Source organism: Novosphingobium album (ex Hu et al. 2023), from assembly GCF_022832385.1.
Classification (GTDB): domain Bacteria; phylum Pseudomonadota; class Alphaproteobacteria; order Sphingomonadales; family Sphingomonadaceae; genus Novosphingobium; species Novosphingobium album.
This window is the reverse complement of the sequence record NZ_JALHLE010000004.1, coordinates 1-16196: the sequence shown is the minus strand read 5'-3', so window position 1 is coordinate 16196 and position 16196 is coordinate 1. Positions and strand designations below refer to the sequence as shown.

Genomic DNA, 16196 nt, shown 5'->3' with positions numbered 1-16196 from the left:
GCTGCAGCGAGTTCGCACGTTCGTGTCCGATTTCCGGGGGATCCCGGAATTCTCCGGTTCCCACCTTGACCGTGCCCGGCGGTGCCGCCATTGCTGCGGCATGACCGGAGAGACCGAAGAGATCGCAGAGCTGAGCTTCGAAGATGCTCTGCGTGCCCTTGAAACCATCGTGCGCCAGCTCGAGAGCGGGGACGTGCCGCTTGAGGATTCGATCTCGCTTTACGAAAAGGGCGAGAAACTGCGTCAGCATTGCCAGAAGCGGCTCGACGCCGCGCAGGCCCGCATCGAACGGATCGTGACCGGTCCCGATGGCGCGGCTGCTGGCACGCAGCCGTTCGATGCGGCGGAGCGCTGAGCCGTGAGCGCGCCGGGCGTCACAGACATGGTGCTGGCTGAAGGACTGGCGCGCATCGCCAGCGAAATCGACGATGCGTTTGACGCGCTTCTTCCTGTTCCGGATGATGCCCGCGCACGGCTGATCGAAGCCATGCGCTATGCCGCGATTGGCGGCGGCAAGCGGCTGCGGCCGCTGCTGCTGACGGCGGTCGCCAACATGTATGGCGTGCAACGCGAGGCGGCAGTGCGGGCCGGTGTCGCGATCGAGGCGATCCATGTCTATTCGCTGATCCACGACGATCTGCCGTGCATGGACAATGATGCCCTGCGCCACGGAAAGCCCACCGTGCATCTGGCGTTCGATGATGCCACCGCGGTTCTGGCAGGCGATTCGCTCCATGCCTTCGCGTTCGAGGTGCTGTCCGATCCGGCGACGAGCGCTGACCCGTTCACGCGCATCGAACTGGTCCAGACGCTGGGGCAGGCCAGCGGCGCGCGCGGCATGGCCGGCGGCCAGATGATGGACCTCGTTGCAGAGACCAGCGAGTTCGATCTGCAGACCGTTACCCGGTTGCAGCAGCTCAAGACCGGTGCCCTGCTGGGCGCGGCGGTGGAGATGGGTGCGGTCCTCGGACGGGTCGCGCCAGAAGGCCGCACGCATTTGCGCGGCTATGCACGCGATATCGGTCTGGCCTTCCAGATCACCGACGATCTCATCGATCATGAAGGCGATGCAGCGGTGGCCGGAAAGGCCGTCGGCAAGGATGCCGTCGCCGGCAAGCAGACATTCGTCTCGCTGCTCGGCCCTGAACGTGCGCGCGAACAGGCGCGCATGCTGGTTGAACAGGCAGTCGAGCATCTTGCCCAGCATGGCCGCGAGGCCGATCTTCTGCGTGCGGTCGCGCGCTATATCGTCGAGAGGGATCATTGATGACGGTCAGCGAACGGATCGGTGTCTATCCAGGCACGTTCGATCCTCTTACGCTCGGCCACGCCGACATCATCCGGCGCGGAGCCAAGCTGGTCGACAAGCTGATCATTGGCGTCACCACCAACATGTCCAAGAATCCGCTGTTCACAGCTGAAGAGCGCATGGCCATGGTTGAGCGTGAAGTGGCGGCGATGGGCATCAGCAATGTCGAAGTGGTCGGCTTCAACGCGCTGCTGATGAAGTTTGCCCAGAAGCAGGGTGCGAGCGTGATCGTGCGTGGCTTGCGCGCCGTGGCGGACTTCGAATACGAATACCAGATGGCCGGGATGAACCAGCAGCTCAACCCGAACATCGAGACGGTGTTCCTCATGGCAGACGTCAGTCTGCAGCCCATTGCGTCCAAGCTGGTCAAGGAAATAGCCCTGTTTGGCGGCGATATCGCGAAATTCGTCAGCCCCGCCGTACGCGAGGATGTCGTGGCCCGTATCGCCGCCAACGGTCTTCAGGGGGACTACTGAACGGGGCGCAGCCCTGATCTTCCCCAAAATCATTCATTGTGCCGACAGCGGCCGGGCTTTATCCGCCATGGCATGATCGGACCTGTTTGTGAGTATTCGATGAAGTTTCGCCTGCCGCTGACCACATTGATGATGGGCGTTGCGCTCGTTGCCTCTCCCGCGATCGCGAAGAAAAAGGAACCGGTCACTCCGGCTCCGGTGGCGTTGCCCACCTTCGTCGATCCCGATCCCACGCACGATCCCGACAACGTGCTCAATCTCGACCTGTCGGACGGCGGCCGCGTGGTGATCCGCCTGATGCCGGCATGGGCGCCGCATCATGTCGAGCGGATCGAGTCGCTGGCGAAGCAGGGCTTCTACAATGGCCAGATATTCCACCGCGTGATCGACGGGTTCATGGCGCAGACCGGGGACCCGACCGGCACGGGACAGGGTGGTTCGGATCTGCCGGACCTCAAGGCCGAGTTCAATTCGATGCCGCACTTGCGCGGCACCGTTTCGATGGCGCGCACCAATGATCCGGACAGCGCGAACAGCCAGTTCTTCATCGTTTTCTACCCGCGCTTCGCGCTTGACCGGAAGTACACCGTGTTCGGCCGCGTGATCTCAGGCATGGAATATGTCGACAAGATTCAGCGCGGCGAGCCGCCCGAGCATCCCACGAAGATCGTCCAGGCTTCGCTGGCATCACAGCAGCTGCCTCCACCGGATTTCGCCGCGATGCAGGCTGCATCCACGCCGATTACCGCTGATCAGCTGAGCAATTCCAAGTCGAATTGATCCTTTCGGCCCGCTCAGGCTGAGCCGGGCCGGTATTGCGGACCTTGTCGAAGCGCGCCTGCTCGTCTAGCGCGCCGCGCCATGCGTGTTGACCTGTTCGATTTTGATTTGCCGCCCGAATGCATTGCCCTGCGTCCGGCCCGGCCGCGCGATGCCGCGCGGATGCTGGTGGTCGCGGGTGATGCGGCTTTCGCGGACCGTCACGTGCGCGACCTTCCGGATCTGCTGCGCGAGGGTGACGTACTGGTCTTCAATGATACGCGCGTGGTCCCGGCGCAGCTTGAGGGCAAGCGGGGCGAGGCACGGATCGGGGCCACCTTGCACAAGCGGATCGATCTGCGGCGCTGGCAGGCCTTCGTGCGCAACGCCAAGCGCCTCAAGCCCGGTGATCGCATTACCTTTCCGGCGGATGTCACCGCTCTTGCGGAGCAGCGCCACGAAGACGGCAGCTGGACTTTGCTCTTTGAGGGCGAAGAACCGGTCGAAGTACTGCTCGAACGGGCCGGGCGGATGCCTTTGCCGCCCTATATTGCTGGCAAGCGCGAGACCGACGAAGCCGACGCGAGCGATTACCAGACCATGTTCGCGCGCGAGAAAGGCGCCGTGGCGGCACCGACAGCGGCGCTGCACTTCACACCGGAACTGGTGGATCGACTGGATGCGGCGAAAATTGCGCGGGAAACGCTGACGCTGCACGTCGGCGCGGGCACGTTTCTTCCGGTAAAGGCAGACGACACCGACGATCACCGCATGCATGCCGAATGGGGCCACATCGATGCGGAAACGGCAGAGCGCCTCAATGCGGTTCGTGCCAATGGCGGCCGGCTGATCGCGGTCGGCACGACATCGCTGCGGCTGCTCGAAAGCGCGGCGGGCGAAGATGGCGTGATCCGCCCGTTCGAAGGCGACACCTCGATCTTCATCACGCCGGGCTATCGCTTCAAGGCCATCGACGGGCTGATGACCAATTTCCACCTGCCCAAGTCGACCCTGTTTATGCTCGTTTCGGCGCTGATGGGGCGCGAGCGGATGCAGGCGGTCTATTCACACGCGATCGCAAGCGGGTACCGGTTCTATTCCTACGGCGATTCCAGCTTGTTGCTGCCCTAGTTGTTCTTTGGACAAAGGGTCTTGGAACCGCAGCCTTGCTCGCGCATCTATGGGCTATGCAAACCATTCTCCAAATCAGCGGCCTGACCAAGACGTATGCAGGCGGCTTCACCGCGCTCAAGGGCGTGGACCTTTCGATCAACAAGGGCGAGATCTTCGCGCTGCTCGGACCCAATGGCGCCGGCAAGACGACGCTCATCGGCGCCGTGTGCGGGCTGGTGCGGCCGACTTCGGGCACGATCCACGCGTTTGGTGAGGACATGGGTAAGCATTGGAGGCGCCTGCGTGCCCGTGTCGGCCTTGTCCCGCAGGAACTCGCGACCGACATGTTCGAGCGCGTTGAGCGGGCCGTCAATCATTCACGGGGACTGTTCGGGCTGCCGCCGGACCCGGCCAGGGTCGAGGAAATCCTCCGGGCTCTGAGCCTTTGGGACAAGCGCGACGCGCAGATCCGCACGCTGTCCGGCGGCATGAAACGGCGTGTGCTGATTGCCAAGGCCTTGGCTCATGAACCCGAACTGCTCTTCCTTGATGAGCCCACGGCGGGCGTCGACGTCGAACTGCGGCGCGACATGTGGCGTCAGATCGCGCTGCTGCGCGAGCGTGGCACCACGATCATCCTGACGACCCACTATCTCGAGGAAGCCGAGGAGATGGCCGACCGTGTGGGCATCATCAACAAGGGTGATATCCTGATGGTCGATGACAAGCAGGCTATGATGGAGCGTCTCGGCCGGACCGAGGCGCTGATCACGCTGGCGCAGCCGCTGGATGAAATTCCGGAGGCGCTTGGCGCGTTCCCCGTTTCGCTGACGGAGGAGAGCACCGTGCTATGTTACCGTGGCGGTGGCGGAGAAGGCGATCTCGGCGGATCGGCCGAAGTTGCCGAACTGACCAAGGCGCTTACCCGCGCGGGTATCGACTACACCGCCATCGACATCCACGAATCGAGCCTTGAGGACATCTTCGTCGACCTGCTGGAAGGAGGCGCCGCATGAGCCTGTTCAACGCACGCAGCGCCTGGACCATCTACAAGCAGGAACTCATGCGAGCCTTTCGTACGGCCATGCAGTCGATCCTTGCGCCGGTGCTGACCACGACGCTCTATTTCGTGGTCTTCGGTGCAGCCATCGGCGGGCAGATGCAGGGCGGCATGGGGGGTGTGAACTATGGCGCCTTCATCGTGCCGGGCCTGTTGCTGCTGACCTTGCTGGGCGAAAGCACGTCCAACGCCAGCTTCGGTATCTACATGCCGCGCTTCACCGGCGCGATCTACGAACTGCTGTCGGCGCCGGTCGGCGTGGCGGAGACGCTGGCCGGTTTCGTGGGGGCGGCGGCGACAAAGTCGCTGATTCTCGCCGCTATCATTCTTGGTACGGCCAGCTTCTTCGTCGACTACACTATAGCCCATCCGTTCTACGCATTCGGCTATATCCTCCTGGTCTCGGCCAGTTTCTCGCTCTTTGGATTCATTCTCGGAATATGGGCGGACAGTTTCGAGAAGCTTTCGATCGTGCCTATGCTGATCCTGATGCCGCTGACATTTCTGGGGGGCACATTCTATTCGATCCAGGTTCTGCCCGAGCCCTGGCGTTCGGTGGCGATGGGCAATCCGGTAGTTTATCTGGTCAACGGCCTGCGCTGGACGTTCTATGGCAGTTCGGATGTGTCGATCGGGGTCTCGCTGGGCCTGACGTTGTTTTTCCTCGCAATTTGCGTGACGTTCATCGCCTGGATCTTCAAGACCGGGTGGCGTTTGCGCACATGACGCGATAACAACCCGGCATGACGAAGTCTCCCCCCGTCCTCGCCATCCTGCCCTTTCTTGTCGTCGCCCACCCGGCCGTCGCTCAGGTGCTGCTTCCGGATGACAGCGCCGCCGACGATACAGCCCTTGAAGAGGTGCTTCCGGCCGGGCCCTTGCGGGTGGAGGTGCCGCCTTTCGTCGATCCGGTGCCGTTCATCGACGCTGACCCGCCGCGTCTTGCCAAGCCTGTCCGCAAGCTTCTCGAAGCGGCGATGAAGACCGAGGATACCGAGGCGGTCGCAGCGTTGGTGAAATTCGCGCGTCAGACCAATCCGTTCGACAAGGACGAGATTGACGCAATGAACGAGGCTTACGTCAACCGGCACAAGCTGCTGATTGAGCGGCGTGCCGAGGCGGACCGCGAGCGTATCCGCCGATCCGGCGTGCTGGAACTGTGGAAAGGCCAGATCGAGCTGGGCGCTTTCCGTTCGACAGGGAACACCAGTAATTTCGGGTATACGGGTGCTGTGAAACTCGACCGCAAGGGGATCGACTGGCAGCACACGATCCAGCTCAATGCCGACTACCAGAAGGATACCGGCACGGTCACGCGCGAGCAGTACGGGGCGAGCTATCAACCGCGCTACACGTTGCACGACGGCGTGTTCACCTATGGCCGTCTCCAGTATGAGAAAGACGAGATACAAGGGTTCAGCGACCGCTATTCGGCCTCTGGAGGCTTCGGCTACCGGGTGATCAAGAGCGATGACATGAACTTGTCCGTGGAAGCCGGACCGGCGCTTCGTCGCACGAACTACGTTGCGGACCCGAACGAAACGACATGGTCCGCGCTCACCACCCTCGATTTCGACTGGAGGGTCAACGGTACGCTCAAGCTGACGCAGAACGCGACGAGTTACATTGGATCGGACGACAGCACCTTCACCTCGCTGACCGGACTTGAAGCCGGGATGGCCCGGGGCCTCAAGGCCAAGCTGTCCTATTCGATCAAGCATGAGACCTCGCCCGCGGCGGGAACCCTGCCGACGGACACGATCTCGCGCTTCTCGCTGGTCTACGGCTTCTGATTTCTCTAACGGGCGGGGATGACGTCCCAGCAGAATCCCCGTTTCGAATTCCAGATCCACGCCACTGACGGCAAGGCGCGTACCGGCCTGATCCGTATGCGTCGCGGCGAGATCCGCACGCCGGCCTTCATGCCGGTGGGCACCGCCGCCACGGTTAAGGCCATGAAGCCGCAGGACGTGCGCGCTAGTGGCGCAGACATCATCCTCGGCAATACCTACCACCTGATGCTTCGACCCGGAGCGGAGCGCGTCGCGCGGCTTGGGGGGCTGCACAAGTTCATGAACTGGGATCGCCCGATCCTCACCGACAGCGGCGGCTATCAGGTCATGAGTCTGTCAGATCTGCGCAAGATTACGGAGGAAGGGGTTACCTTCGCCAGCCACATTGATGGATCGCGTCATCACCTGACGCCTGAACGGTCGATGGAAATCCAGCGCCTGCTAGGCTCGGATATCGTCATGTGCTTCGACGAATGTCCCAAGATCGATCAGCCGCGCGACGTGATTGCCCGCTCCATGGAAATGTCGATGCGCTGGGCAAAACGCAGCCGTGAGGGGTTCGACAGCGGTGGTGAGCACGAGGCCAATTCGGCACTGTTCGGCATTCAGCAGGGCGCGCTGGATGAAGGCCTGCGGAAGACTTCAGCCGATGCTCTGATCGACATTGGCTTCGACGGCTATGCGATCGGCGGTCTGGCCGTGGGTGAGGGGCAGGAGGCGATGTTCACCACGCTCGACTTTGCGCCGGGCCAGTTGCCCGCCGACCGTCCGCGCTACCTGATGGGCGTTGGCAAGCCTGACGATCTCGTTGGCGCTGTAGAACGAGGCGTCGACATGTTCGACTGCGTGCTGCCCACGCGCTCGGGCCGCAACGGACAGGCCTTTACCTGGAACGGTCCGCTCAACATGCGCAATGCCCGCCATGCCGAGGATACAGGCCCGATCGACGAGCGCTGCACTTGCCCGACCTGCGGCACTTATTCGCGCGCCTATATCCACCACCTGATCCGCTCGGGCGAAATTTTGGGGGCGATGCTGCTGACCGAGCACAATGTCTCGTTCTACCAACAGCTTATGCAGGGAATGCGAGACGCGATCGCAGAAGGGCGCTTTGCCGCGTTCGCATCGGATTTCCGGCAGGACTACCTGCGGATGGGCTGACTGGCGGCAGAGTCAATTCGCGCCGCGCGGCTGGACTTTTGCTGCAATTGCGAAGAACCTCCCTGCATGAACGCCATAGCGGACGACTCAGCGCGGTTCCGCCAGAAACCGGAGGCAGGCTGCTGATGCCGACGATTGCGATTGTGAGCCAGAAGGGCGGTTCCGGGAAGACCACCCTTGCTCTGCACCTCGCTACTTGCGCGACGTACGATGGCCGCAAAAGCTGCGTCATCGACATGGATCCGCAGGCGACGGCTGCCGCGTGGGGGGATTGGCGCGGCGATTACCTGCCGGAAGTGATCACGTGCCCGCCGGTGCGGCTTGTCAGCACGATCCTGAAGGCCACGCGCGGCGGGTCGGAAATCCTCGTGATCGATACGCCGCCGCAAAGTGATCTCGCCTCGCGTGAGGCGGCGCGGGCCGCCGACCTTATCCTCATCCCCACGCGCGCCCGTGCATTCGATCTTCACGCACTGGAAGCCACGTCGGAACTCGTGAGATATGCGCGCAAACCAGCCTTTGTGCTGCTGAACGCAGTACCTGCCCGTGCCACGAGGCTCCTCGCCGAAACAGCGGACCTGGTCTCGGGCCATGGCCTTGAGGTTTGCCCGGTGCATTTCGGCGAGCGGGCAGCGTTCCACCGCGCGTCAGCGTCAGGCGAAGTTGCGTCCGAGGTCGAACCGGAAGGCAAGGCTGCGGGGGAGGCCGACGCGCTGTGGGACTGGGTCAGTGCGAAGCTGGAACTGGCGCCGGTCTCCTGAGCGGGTTCAGGCCGTCGCAGGATCTTTGCGTGCTGTGTTTCTAATAATGGTTTCCAGCACTGTACCCACATAGGCCACGAACTGGCCGGTGCGTTTGTCGAGGTATCCGGCGCCGATCTCGCTTGCGTGGCGCTGTGCTGTCAGCAGATCGGGATACCATTTGCCGGTGCGTCTGGGCGTGACGAAACGATAGTTTTTCATGGTGTGGGCTCAATGGCCGATAACCGCGTCAGTTCCCTGACAAGTGTCAATAATCGTACGAAAAGTTTCACACGTGCCGTCAAACGAAAAGGGCGGCCCCGAAGGACCGCCCTTTCCTGAATTCCGTAAGGGATCCGAAATCAGCGCGAGTAGAACTCGACGACCAGATTCGGTTCCATCTTCACCGGGTAGGGCACTTCGTCGAGCGTCGGGACGCGAACGAAGCTCACCTTGTCGGTGCCGTCCTGAGCGACGTAGTCGGGAACTTCGCGCTCGGGCAGGCTCTGGGCTTCGATGACGAGCGCCATTTCCTTGGCCTTTTCGCCCAGGCTGATCACGTCACCAACCTTGATGCGGCGCGAGGCGATGTTGCACTTCACGCCGTTCACGCGGATGTGGCCGTGCGAAACGATCTGGCGGGCAGCGAAGATGGTCGGCGCGAACTTGGCGCGGTAAACGACCATGTCGAGGCGCTGTTCGAGCAGGCCGATCAGGTTCTGACCGGTGTCGCCCTTCATGGACGAAGCTTCCTGATAGGTGCGCTTGAACTGCTTCTCGGTCACGTCGCCGTAGTAGCCCTTGAGCTTCTGCTTGGCGCGCAGTTGCAGACCGTAGTCCGAAACCTTGCTCTTGCGGCGCTGGCCGTGCTGGCCGGGGCCGTAGCTGCGGCGGTTCACCGAGCTCTTGGGGCGGCCCCAGATGTTCTCGCCCATGCGGCGGTCGAGTTTGTACTTGGCGCTCTTGCGCTTCGACATAAGTCGTCTCCGTTCTGCTTGTCGCCCGGCCGGGGTGGCCAGCGATCCTTAGTTTCCCGGGGCGCACCATCCAGCCGTATTTCGCTGGATGCGGCCGCCGCTTCACCGGGGTGCGGGGCCGAATGGTCAAACCTGTCTGTAAGGGCAGGCGCCATGTGAAGGCGTGGCCCATACGGGGCTACGCCGGAAAGTCAAGCCTGATCGCGCGGGCGGCGGGCCTTTTCCAGTGCCGAAAGCACGCCGCGCATGGTGCGCACTTCCAGATGGTTCCAGGCGGGCTTCGTCAGAAGGTTGCGCAGGGTCAGCCGGTTGGCCGCAGCGCGCGTCTCCGGCCAGAAGTAGTTCTTGTCTTCCAGCAGGCGCTCGAAGTGGCCGATGAGGCCTTCCAGTTCGTCCTGCGGGGCAGGGGGGAGCAGGTCCTCGACCGTCGGTTGCTCCAGCGAGGCCCCCTTGCTCCACTCATAGGCGCAGAGAATTACGGCCTGAGCGAGATTAAGCGAGGCGAATTCCGGGTTGATCGGCACCGTCAGGATCGCGCGGGCGAGCGCGACGTCCTCGGTTTCCAGGCCGGAGCGTTCGGGGCCAAAGACATAGGCCGAGCGGCCTCCTGTCGTCTGGCTCGCGGTGTGGATTTCGCGCGCAGCTTCTTCCGGGGTGACGACCGGTTTGGTGACGCCGCGCTTGCGCACGGTGGTGGCGTAGACGTTGGCGCAGTCCGCCACGGCCTCGGCCAGAGATTCGAACACCTGCGCCTTTTCCAGCACCACGTCGGCGCCTGCGGCAGCAGGCCCGGCAGAGGGATTGGGCCAGCCGTCGCGCGGGGTGACGAGGCGCATTTCGCTCAGCCCGAAATTGAGCATGGCGCGGGCCGCCTTGCCGATGTTCTCGCCCAGTTGGGGGCGCACGAGGACGATGACGGGAGGACGTTCAGACATTGTCCGGATCACCTCCGGCGACATCGCGCACGGTTCCGGCGAATTCCTCGAAATCCTTGGCTTCATTGAACGAACGATAGACGCTGGCGAAGCGGATATAGGCTACGGAATCCAGCACGCGCAGGCCTTCCATCACCATCTCGCCGATCGCGAGCGAGGAAATCTCGGCCTCGCCGCTGGTTTCCACCTGGCGCTGCACGCCCGAGACCAGCTGGTCGATCTTCTCGCGGTCGATGCCGCGCTTGCGGCAGGCGAGAGTCACCGATTGTTCGAGTTTCGAGCGCTCGAACGGTTCGCGGTCGTCGTTGCTTTTCACCACGGTCACTTCGCGCAGCTGGATGCGCTCGAACGTGGTGAAGCGGGCGCCGCAGCTTGAGCACTGGCGCCGCCGCCGGATCGCCGTATTGTCCTCGGTGGGGCGGCTATCCTTCACCTGCGTGTCGTCGTTGGCGCAGAAAGGGCAGCGCATTCAGGCAATCACTCTCTTGAGTTGTGGCGCGTTCAGTCAGGCCGCACGCGCTTGTAGAACTTGTAGCCGGCCCCGGCGGCAAGGCCGAGACCGACGGAAACAAACGGAAGCATGGCCCCTGCCACTGCGCCCAGCGCCCCCCAGACGAGCACCGGCTTGGTCGAAGGATGGTCGAGGCCATCTGCGAGCATTCCGGCAAGTTCCTGGCGGGCGTCGTGGACGAAATCACCAGTGTCGTTGGGGCGGCGGGAGTCGGTCATGTCAGTCCTCGTAGATGGGGAACCTGTCGCAGAGCGCTTCAACGCGGGCGCGCACGTTCTGTTCCACCTGAGCGTCGCCCGCTTCGCCGCACTTGGCAAGGCCGTCGAGCACGTCGGCGACCATGTTGCCGATTTCGCGGAACTCTTCCGCGCCGAAGCCGCGGGTGGTGCCGGCCGGCGAGCCGACGCGGATGCCGCTGGTCTTCATCGGCGGCAGCGGGTCGAACGGGATGCCGTTCTTGTTGCAGGTAATGCCCGCACGCTCCAGCGCCTCGTCGGCATCCTTGCCGGTGACGCCCAGCGGCGAGAGGTCGATCAGCGCGAGATGCGTGTCGGTGCCACCGGAAACGATCGCGGCGCCGCGTTCCTTCAGCGTGTCGGCGAGCACCTTGGCGTTCTCGATCACCTTGGCGGCGTAGTCCTTGAACTCGGGACGCAGCGCTTCGCCGAAGGCCACCGCCTTGGCGGCGACGACGTGCATCAGCGGGCCGCCCTGCAGGCCGGGGAACACCGCCGAGTTGATCTTCTTGGCCAGCGCCTCGTCATTGGTAAGGATCATGCCGCCACGCGGACCGCGCAGCGTCTTGTGCGTGGTGGTGGTGGCGATGTGCGCGTGCGGGAAGGGCGAGGGGTGCAGTCCGGCGGCGACGAGTCCGGCGAAGTGCGCCATGTCGACCTGGAACAGCGCGCCCACGCTGTCGGCAATTTCGCGCATCCGCTTGAAGTCGATCACGCGCGGATAGGCAGAGCCGCCCGCGATGATCAGCTTGGGCTGGTGCTCGGTGGCCAGCGCCTGAACCTGGTCATAGTCGATCAGGTGGGTATCGGGGGTGACGCCGTACTGCACGGCATTGAACCACTTGCCCGACATTGCAGCGCGCGCGCCGTGGGTAAGATGGCCGCCGGCATCGAGGCTCATGCCCATGATGGTGTCGCCCGGCTTCACCGTGGCGAGCAGCACCGCGCCATTGGCCTGCGCGCCCGAGTGCGGCTGCACATTGGCGAAGCCGCAGCCGAACAGCTGCTTGGCGCGCTCGATCGCAAGCGTTTCGACTTCATCCGAAGGCTCGCAGCCCTGGTAGTAGCGCTTGCCGGGGTAGCCTTCGGCGTACTTGTTGGTCAGCACCGAGCCCTGGGCTTCGAGCACAGCCTTGGAGACAATGTTTTCCGAGGCGATCAGCTCGATCTGCTTGCGCTCGCGCTTCATCTCGTGGCCGATGGCGGCCGCGACGGCGGGGTCGCTCTGGGCAATTGTATCGGTGAAGAAGCCGGGGGAACGGATGGCGGTTTCGACGGTCATGTTCTGGGACCTCTTCGGATCAGATTGCGGGGTTGGAGAGCTTTTCGACGCGTCCGGCATGGCGGCCGCCGCCGAATTCGGTCGAAAGGAAAGCGTCGAGGCAGGCCTTGGCCATATCCTCGCCGGTCAGGCGCGCGCCCATGGCGATACAGTTGGCATTGTTGTGCTCGCGCGCCAGCGCCGCCGAGAGAGGCTCGGAGACCAGTGCGCAGCGGCACGCCGGATTGCGGTTGACCGCGATCGAGATGCCGATGCCCGAACCGCACAGCGCGACGCCGAACTGGGCAGTGCCGTCGGCAACCACCGACGCCAGCTTGTAGCCATAGTCGGGATAGTCGACGCGGTCGGCGGTTTCGGGGCCGAGGTCGGCGACTTCGTGGCCGAGGCCGATGAGGTATTCGCGCAAGGTCGCCTTGAGGTCGACGGCGGCGTGGTCGGATGCGATGGCAATGCGCATGGGCGAGACGGGCCTGTCCTTTTAGGGGGATTCGTTTGCGCCCCCCTTAGTCGCGAGTCTGACGCAAAGCGAGTCCCGGCGACAAGTGACCCGGGAAGGGCGCCTGAACGGTGGCGAAAAACAACGCAAGCCAAACACGTGTAATGTATGTATAGGCCCGCGAGAGCGTTGACGGAGTGGCATGCGCGATCATGCCCTTCGCGAACATGTTTCCGGCTGAAAATGTCCGTCCCCCTTGGCCGCCACCACTGGCGGCCCCGTTTTGATTTGCGAGTTATATGCCTTTTTCCAAACTTCCGCCGGTTCTTGCCGAAGCCCTGACCGAGCGCGGCTATGAAGCGCCCACCCCGGTGCAGGCCGCCGTCCTTGAACCGCAGGCCGAAGGCCGCGACCTGATCGTTTCCGCGCAGACCGGCTCGGGCAAGACCGTTGCGTTCGGCCTCGCCATGGCGGGCGACCTGCTCGGCGGCGCGGCCTCGATGCCCTACGTGATCGCGCCGCTGGCGCTGGTAATCGCGCCCACGCGCGAACTGGCGCTGCAGGTGAGCCGCGAGCTGATCTGGCTCTACGGCAAGGCGGGTGCGCGCATCGCCACCTGCGTCGGCGGCATGGACCCGAGCCGCGAGCGCCGCACGCTTTCGCAGGGCGCGCATATCGTCGTCGGCACGCCGGGGCGCCTGCGCGACCACCTTGAGCGCGGCGCTCTCGACCTGTCGGATCTGCGCGCGGTCGTGCTCGACGAGGCCGACGAGATGCTCGACATGGGTTTCCGTGAGGATCTGGAAGAAATCCTCGACGCAACCCCGCCCGAGCGTCGTACCCTGCTGTTCTCGGCCACGATGCCGGCGCCGATCGCGGCGCTTGCCCGGCGCTACCAGCGCGATGCCCTGCATATCTCGACCATCACCGAACAGCGCGGTCATGGCGACATCAGCTATCAGGCGATGGCCGTTGCCCCGGCCGATATCGAACATGCGGTTGTGAACCTGCTGCGCTTCCACGAAGCCGATACTGCGATGCTGTTCTGCGCCACGCGCGAGGCAGTGCGCCGTCTTCACGCCAGCCTTGTCGAGCGCGGCTTCACCGCCGTCGCGCTCTCGGGCGAGCACAGCCAGAACGAGCGCAATCACGCGCTGCAAGCGCTGCGCGACCGGCGCGCGCGGGTTTGCGTGGCGACTGACGTGGCTGCGCGCGGCATCGACCTGCCCAGCCTTAGCCTCGTCATTCACGTGGAGATCCCGCGCGACGCCGAAACGCTCCAGCACCGTTCGGGCCGTACCGGCCGCGCGGGCCGCAAGGGCACGGCGGTGGTGATCGTGCCGTATCCGCGCCGCAAGCGCGTGGAATCGATGCTGCGCGGCGCGCGGATCGAAGCCGAATGGACCAAGCCGCCGACGATCGACGACATCCGCCGGTCCGACAGCGAAAGGCTGATGGCGACGCTGCTCGCACCGGTTGAATTCGTCGAGCAGGATCATGAACTGGCCGAGCGGCTTCTGGCCGAGCGCACGCCGCAGGAAATCGCCGCCGCTCTTGTGCACGCGCATCGCGCGCGCCTGCCCGAGCCGGAGGACCTGATTGCCAGCGACGCCCCGCCAGCCCCGCGCGGCCCGCGTCCGGGCTTCGAGGACACGCAGTGGTTCCGTCTCAACGTCGGCCGCAGCCAGAACGCCGACCCGCGCTGGATCCTGCCGCTGTTGTGCCGCCGCGGCCATGTCAGCCGCGGCGAGATCGGCGCGATCCGCATCACCTCGCACGAGACCGTGTTCGAAGTGCCGAGCGCGCTGGCAGGCCGTTTTCTCGACGCCGTGCGCCGCACCGCCGAGCCCGACGATGAAGTCGAAATCCATCCCTTCAACGGCAAGCCGCGCGACGAGGCTCGCCACCGCCGCAAGGACAAGGGCGGTCAGAGCTATGCGCCCAAGCCCTTCCGCAAGCACGGCGGCGGCGCACGCCACGAAGGCGGCAAGCCCGGCCCGCATGGCGAAGGCGGCAAGAAGAAATGGGGTGCCAAGAAACCGCACCGGGGGAAGTAAGGGCGGGCGCTTCTCTTGGTGTGTGTCCCGGGGGGAATCCGTGTCCCTCCACTTTGTCATTTCCGCGTCCGCGGGAATGACAAAGTGAGCCAGGAGCAGGAGTGTCAACTTCCCGGGGCTGCTTGACGCCGCCGAAGGGGAGGAATGTCGGGTGACCGGACCTGGCTGCGTGGATGTCGCATCCGCGCCGAACCCAGCCGGGTGGTGCGACTCACTTTAAGGGAGTAAGCATTCCTCTGCCGGTTTCGGCATGATCCTCTTGCCGAAAGCCCGGCAATCCAGACTTGGGCGTGCTTCGCCAGTGTTTGGGAAAGGATTAGTCATGACAAACCTTCGTCAGTTCGTTCTTCCGATAATCGGAGGCGCAAGCCTTCTCTGCCTGACGGCTCCGGCAGCCGCCCAACAGACGGACATCATGGTCACCGGCAAGATCAAGGTTCCGAGAGGCTTTGAGCTCGTCAAGCAAGTGGTCGATATCACGGACATCGATCTCGCCTCGCCTGGGGGCGAGCGGGAATTGGAACGGCGTGTCGGCACGGCGGTCTCGACGATCTGCCCAACTGCTCCGCGCCCCGCGCATTGGGAGGAGCGCGATAGAAAGCTCTGCACCGATACCGCTTGGGCAAGCGCGCGTCCTCAGATGAATCAGATGATTCAAAAGGTCAGAGCCAATTGATGGCGTTGGCCCGGGCAATCGATCGAACAGTCCATTGCGAGTGTGCGGTCGAGTGACAGTGACTGCAGAGCGTAGCTGGCGGTTAGCCGTTTGACTTCTTTCGGGAACGTCAAGCAGTTCACCGAATGACCGGAATGCCGGTGTGACCGGACCGGCAGCTTTCAAGATAAAATGCCGGCAAACACACGCTAAGCCCAGCTGCTAGAAAAAAGCCCCGCCGGAGCGGGGCTTTTCTCTTACTGGTCCAGGAACGAGCGCATCTTCCTTGACCGGCTTGGGTGCTTGAGTTTCCTCAGCGCCTTGGCCTCGATCTGGCGGATGCGTTCGCGCGTTACCGAGAACTGCTGGCCGACTTCCTCCAGCGTGTGGTCGGTGTTCATGCCGATGCCGAAGCGCATGCGCAGCACGCGTTCCTCACGCGGCGTGAGCGAGGCGAGCACGCGGGTGACCGTTTCCTTGAGGTTCGCCTGGATCGCCGCGTCGACCGGTATGATCGCGTTCTTGTCCTCGATGAAATCGCCCAGGTGGCTGTCTTCCTCGTCGCCGATCGGCGTTTCGAGGCTGATCGGCTCCTTGGCGATCTTCATCACCTTGCGGACCTTTTCGAGCGGCATCGACAGGCGCTCGGCCATTTCCTCGGGCGTGGGCTCGCGGCCCTGCTCGTGGAGGAACTGG

The 16196-nt window shown here is 63.8% G+C and carries 20 protein-coding genes; 12 read left to right on the top strand and 8 right to left on the bottom strand.

Annotation, left to right across the window (positions count from 1 at the left end):
* The first annotated feature begins 100 nt into the window (after positions 1–100).
* The 10 genes from MTR64_RS03280 (at position 101) to MTR64_RS03235 (ending at position 8432) form a co-directional block, all read left to right on the top strand.
* Positions 101–355, top strand: a complete 255-nt coding sequence (locus tag MTR64_RS03280) for an exodeoxyribonuclease VII small subunit (protein WP_243990747.1) — start codon at positions 101–103, stop codon at positions 353–355.
* Positions 356–382: 27 nt separating this feature from the next.
* On the top strand, positions 383–1267 hold the full coding sequence (locus MTR64_RS03275; protein ID WP_243991078.1) for a polyprenyl synthetase family protein: 885 nt from the start codon (positions 383–385) through the stop codon (positions 1265–1267).
* Positions 1267–1785: a pantetheine-phosphate adenylyltransferase gene (gene coaD / locus MTR64_RS03270; protein WP_243990744.1), complete on the top strand. Its 519-nt coding sequence runs from the start codon at positions 1267–1269 to the stop codon at positions 1783–1785. The genes MTR64_RS03275 and coaD overlap by 1 nt, the downstream gene beginning before the upstream one ends.
* Positions 1786–1884: 99 nt before the next feature.
* Positions 1885–2565, top strand: coding sequence for a peptidylprolyl isomerase (locus MTR64_RS03265; RefSeq protein WP_243991076.1), 681 nt, complete (start codon positions 1885–1887; stop codon positions 2563–2565).
* Between the two features lie 81 nt (positions 2566–2646).
* Positions 2647–3675 (top strand): tRNA preQ1(34) S-adenosylmethionine ribosyltransferase-isomerase QueA, encoded by a 1029-nt coding sequence (queA, locus tag MTR64_RS03260; RefSeq protein WP_243990742.1) that lies wholly within the window; start codon positions 2647–2649, stop codon positions 3673–3675.
* Positions 3676–3731: 56 nt separating this feature from the next.
* Positions 3732–4673, top strand: a complete 942-nt coding sequence (locus MTR64_RS03255) for an ABC transporter ATP-binding protein (protein ID WP_243990741.1) — start codon at positions 3732–3734, stop codon at positions 4671–4673.
* Complete coding sequence (locus MTR64_RS03250) at positions 4670–5443, top strand: ABC transporter permease (RefSeq protein ID WP_243990740.1); 774 nt, start codon at positions 4670–4672, stop codon at positions 5441–5443. The genes MTR64_RS03255 and MTR64_RS03250 overlap by 4 nt, the downstream gene beginning before the upstream one ends.
* Positions 5444–5460: 17 nt before the next feature.
* On the top strand, positions 5461–6510 hold the full coding sequence (locus MTR64_RS03245; RefSeq protein ID WP_243990739.1) for a DUF481 domain-containing protein: 1050 nt from the start codon (positions 5461–5463) through the stop codon (positions 6508–6510).
* An 18-nt stretch (positions 6511–6528) separates the two neighbouring features.
* The gene (tgt, locus tag MTR64_RS03240) at positions 6529–7671 is read left to right on the top strand and encodes a tRNA guanosine(34) transglycosylase Tgt (protein WP_243990738.1); all 1143 of its coding nucleotides are present in this window, start codon (positions 6529–6531) and stop codon (positions 7669–7671) included.
* A 125-nt stretch (positions 7672–7796) separates the two neighbouring features.
* Positions 7797–8432: a ParA family protein gene (locus MTR64_RS03235; RefSeq protein WP_243990736.1), complete on the top strand. Its 636-nt coding sequence runs from the start codon at positions 7797–7799 to the stop codon at positions 8430–8432.
* A 6-nt stretch (positions 8433–8438) separates the two neighbouring features.
* On the opposite strand, the gene MTR64_RS03230 is transcribed toward MTR64_RS03235, so the two are convergent.
* The 7 genes from MTR64_RS03230 to MTR64_RS03200 all read right to left on the bottom strand — a co-directional run bounded on the left by MTR64_RS03230 (position 8439) and on the right by MTR64_RS03200 (position 12809).
* The gene (locus MTR64_RS03230) at positions 8439–8633 is read right to left on the bottom strand and encodes a hypothetical protein (RefSeq protein ID WP_243990734.1); all 195 of its coding nucleotides are present in this window, start codon (positions 8631–8633) and stop codon (positions 8439–8441) included.
* Positions 8634–8773: 140 nt separating this feature from the next.
* Positions 8774–9388: a 30S ribosomal protein S4 gene (gene rpsD, locus MTR64_RS03225; RefSeq protein ID WP_243990732.1), complete on the bottom strand. Its 615-nt coding sequence runs from the start codon at positions 9386–9388 to the stop codon at positions 8774–8776.
* A 191-nt stretch (positions 9389–9579) separates the two neighbouring features.
* Positions 9580–10323, bottom strand: coding sequence for an RNA methyltransferase (locus MTR64_RS03220; protein ID WP_243990729.1), 744 nt, complete (start codon positions 10321–10323; stop codon positions 9580–9582).
* Positions 10316–10792, bottom strand: a complete 477-nt coding sequence (nrdR, locus tag MTR64_RS03215; protein ID WP_243990727.1) for a transcriptional regulator NrdR — start codon at positions 10790–10792, stop codon at positions 10316–10318. Before nrdR ends, MTR64_RS03220 begins: the two co-directional genes overlap by 8 nt.
* Before the next feature lie 32 nt (positions 10793–10824).
* On the bottom strand, positions 10825–11052 hold the full coding sequence (locus tag MTR64_RS03210; RefSeq protein WP_243990719.1) for a hypothetical protein: 228 nt from the start codon (positions 11050–11052) through the stop codon (positions 10825–10827).
* A 1-nt stretch (position 11053) separates the two neighbouring features.
* Positions 11054–12352 (bottom strand): serine hydroxymethyltransferase, encoded by a 1299-nt coding sequence (gene glyA / locus MTR64_RS03205; protein ID WP_243990717.1) that lies wholly within the window; start codon positions 12350–12352, stop codon positions 11054–11056.
* Positions 12353–12371: 19 nt separating this feature from the next.
* Positions 12372–12809 carry an RpiB/LacA/LacB family sugar-phosphate isomerase gene (locus MTR64_RS03200; protein WP_243990715.1) on the bottom strand — a complete coding sequence of 146 codons (438 nt, stop codon included), beginning with the start codon at positions 12807–12809 and terminating at the stop codon, positions 12372–12374.
* A gap of 278 nt (positions 12810–13087) precedes the next feature.
* Here MTR64_RS03200 and MTR64_RS03195 point away from each other — a divergent pair, with 278 nt between their 5' ends.
* Both MTR64_RS03195 and MTR64_RS03190 read left to right on the top strand, forming a co-directional pair.
* Complete coding sequence (locus MTR64_RS03195) at positions 13088–14845, top strand: DEAD/DEAH box helicase (protein WP_243990713.1); 1758 nt, start codon at positions 13088–13090, stop codon at positions 14843–14845.
* 322 nt (positions 14846–15167) lie between these two features.
* The gene (locus MTR64_RS03190) at positions 15168–15521 is read left to right on the top strand and encodes a UrcA family protein (RefSeq protein WP_243990711.1); all 354 of its coding nucleotides are present in this window, start codon (positions 15168–15170) and stop codon (positions 15519–15521) included.
* Between the two features lie 236 nt (positions 15522–15757).
* On the opposite strand, the gene MTR64_RS03185 is transcribed toward MTR64_RS03190, so the two are convergent.
* The coding region (locus tag MTR64_RS03185) for a sigma-70 family RNA polymerase sigma factor (RefSeq protein ID WP_243990708.1) at positions 15758–16196 on the bottom strand (439 nt) is incomplete at its 5' end.

Bases quoted from the DNA above. Each gene is read 5' to 3' on its own strand.
- MTR64_RS03280 (WP_243990747.1), top strand. From the start codon at position 101: ATGACCGGAGAGACCGAAGAGATCGCAGAGCTGAGCTTCGAAGATGCT.
- MTR64_RS03275 (WP_243991078.1), top strand. From the start codon at position 383: ATGGTGCTGGCTGAAGGACTGGCGCGCATCGCCAGCGAAATCGACGAT.
- coaD (WP_243990744.1), top strand. From the start codon at position 1,267: ATGACGGTCAGCGAACGGATCGGTGTCTATCCAGGCACGTTCGATCCT.
- MTR64_RS03265 (WP_243991076.1), top strand. From the start codon at position 1,885: ATGAAGTTTCGCCTGCCGCTGACCACATTGATGATGGGCGTTGCGCTC.
- queA (WP_243990742.1), top strand. From the start codon at position 2,647: ATGCGTGTTGACCTGTTCGATTTTGATTTGCCGCCCGAATGCATTGCC.
- MTR64_RS03255 (WP_243990741.1), top strand. From the start codon at position 3,732: ATGCAAACCATTCTCCAAATCAGCGGCCTGACCAAGACGTATGCAGGC.
- MTR64_RS03250 (WP_243990740.1), top strand. From the start codon at position 4,670: ATGAGCCTGTTCAACGCACGCAGCGCCTGGACCATCTACAAGCAGGAA.
- MTR64_RS03245 (WP_243990739.1), top strand. From the start codon at position 5,461: ATGACGAAGTCTCCCCCCGTCCTCGCCATCCTGCCCTTTCTTGTCGTC.
- tgt (WP_243990738.1), top strand. From the start codon at position 6,529: ATGACGTCCCAGCAGAATCCCCGTTTCGAATTCCAGATCCACGCCACT.
- MTR64_RS03235 (WP_243990736.1), top strand. From the start codon at position 7,797: ATGCCGACGATTGCGATTGTGAGCCAGAAGGGCGGTTCCGGGAAGACC.
- MTR64_RS03230 (WP_243990734.1), bottom strand. From the start codon at position 8,633: ATGAAAAACTATCGTTTCGTCACGCCCAGACGCACCGGCAAATGGTAT.
- rpsD (WP_243990732.1), bottom strand. From the start codon at position 9,388: ATGTCGAAGCGCAAGAGCGCCAAGTACAAACTCGACCGCCGCATGGGC.
- MTR64_RS03220 (WP_243990729.1), bottom strand. From the start codon at position 10,323: ATGTCTGAACGTCCTCCCGTCATCGTCCTCGTGCGCCCCCAACTGGGC.
- nrdR (WP_243990727.1), bottom strand. From the start codon at position 10,792: ATGCGCTGCCCTTTCTGCGCCAACGACGACACGCAGGTGAAGGATAGC.
- MTR64_RS03210 (WP_243990719.1), bottom strand. From the start codon at position 11,052: ATGACCGACTCCCGCCGCCCCAACGACACTGGTGATTTCGTCCACGAC.
- glyA (WP_243990717.1), bottom strand. From the start codon at position 12,352: ATGACCGTCGAAACCGCCATCCGTTCCCCCGGCTTCTTCACCGATACA.
- MTR64_RS03200 (WP_243990715.1), bottom strand. From the start codon at position 12,809: ATGCGCATTGCCATCGCATCCGACCACGCCGCCGTCGACCTCAAGGCG.
- MTR64_RS03195 (WP_243990713.1), top strand. From the start codon at position 13,088: ATGCCTTTTTCCAAACTTCCGCCGGTTCTTGCCGAAGCCCTGACCGAG.
- MTR64_RS03190 (WP_243990711.1), top strand. From the start codon at position 15,168: ATGACAAACCTTCGTCAGTTCGTTCTTCCGATAATCGGAGGCGCAAGC.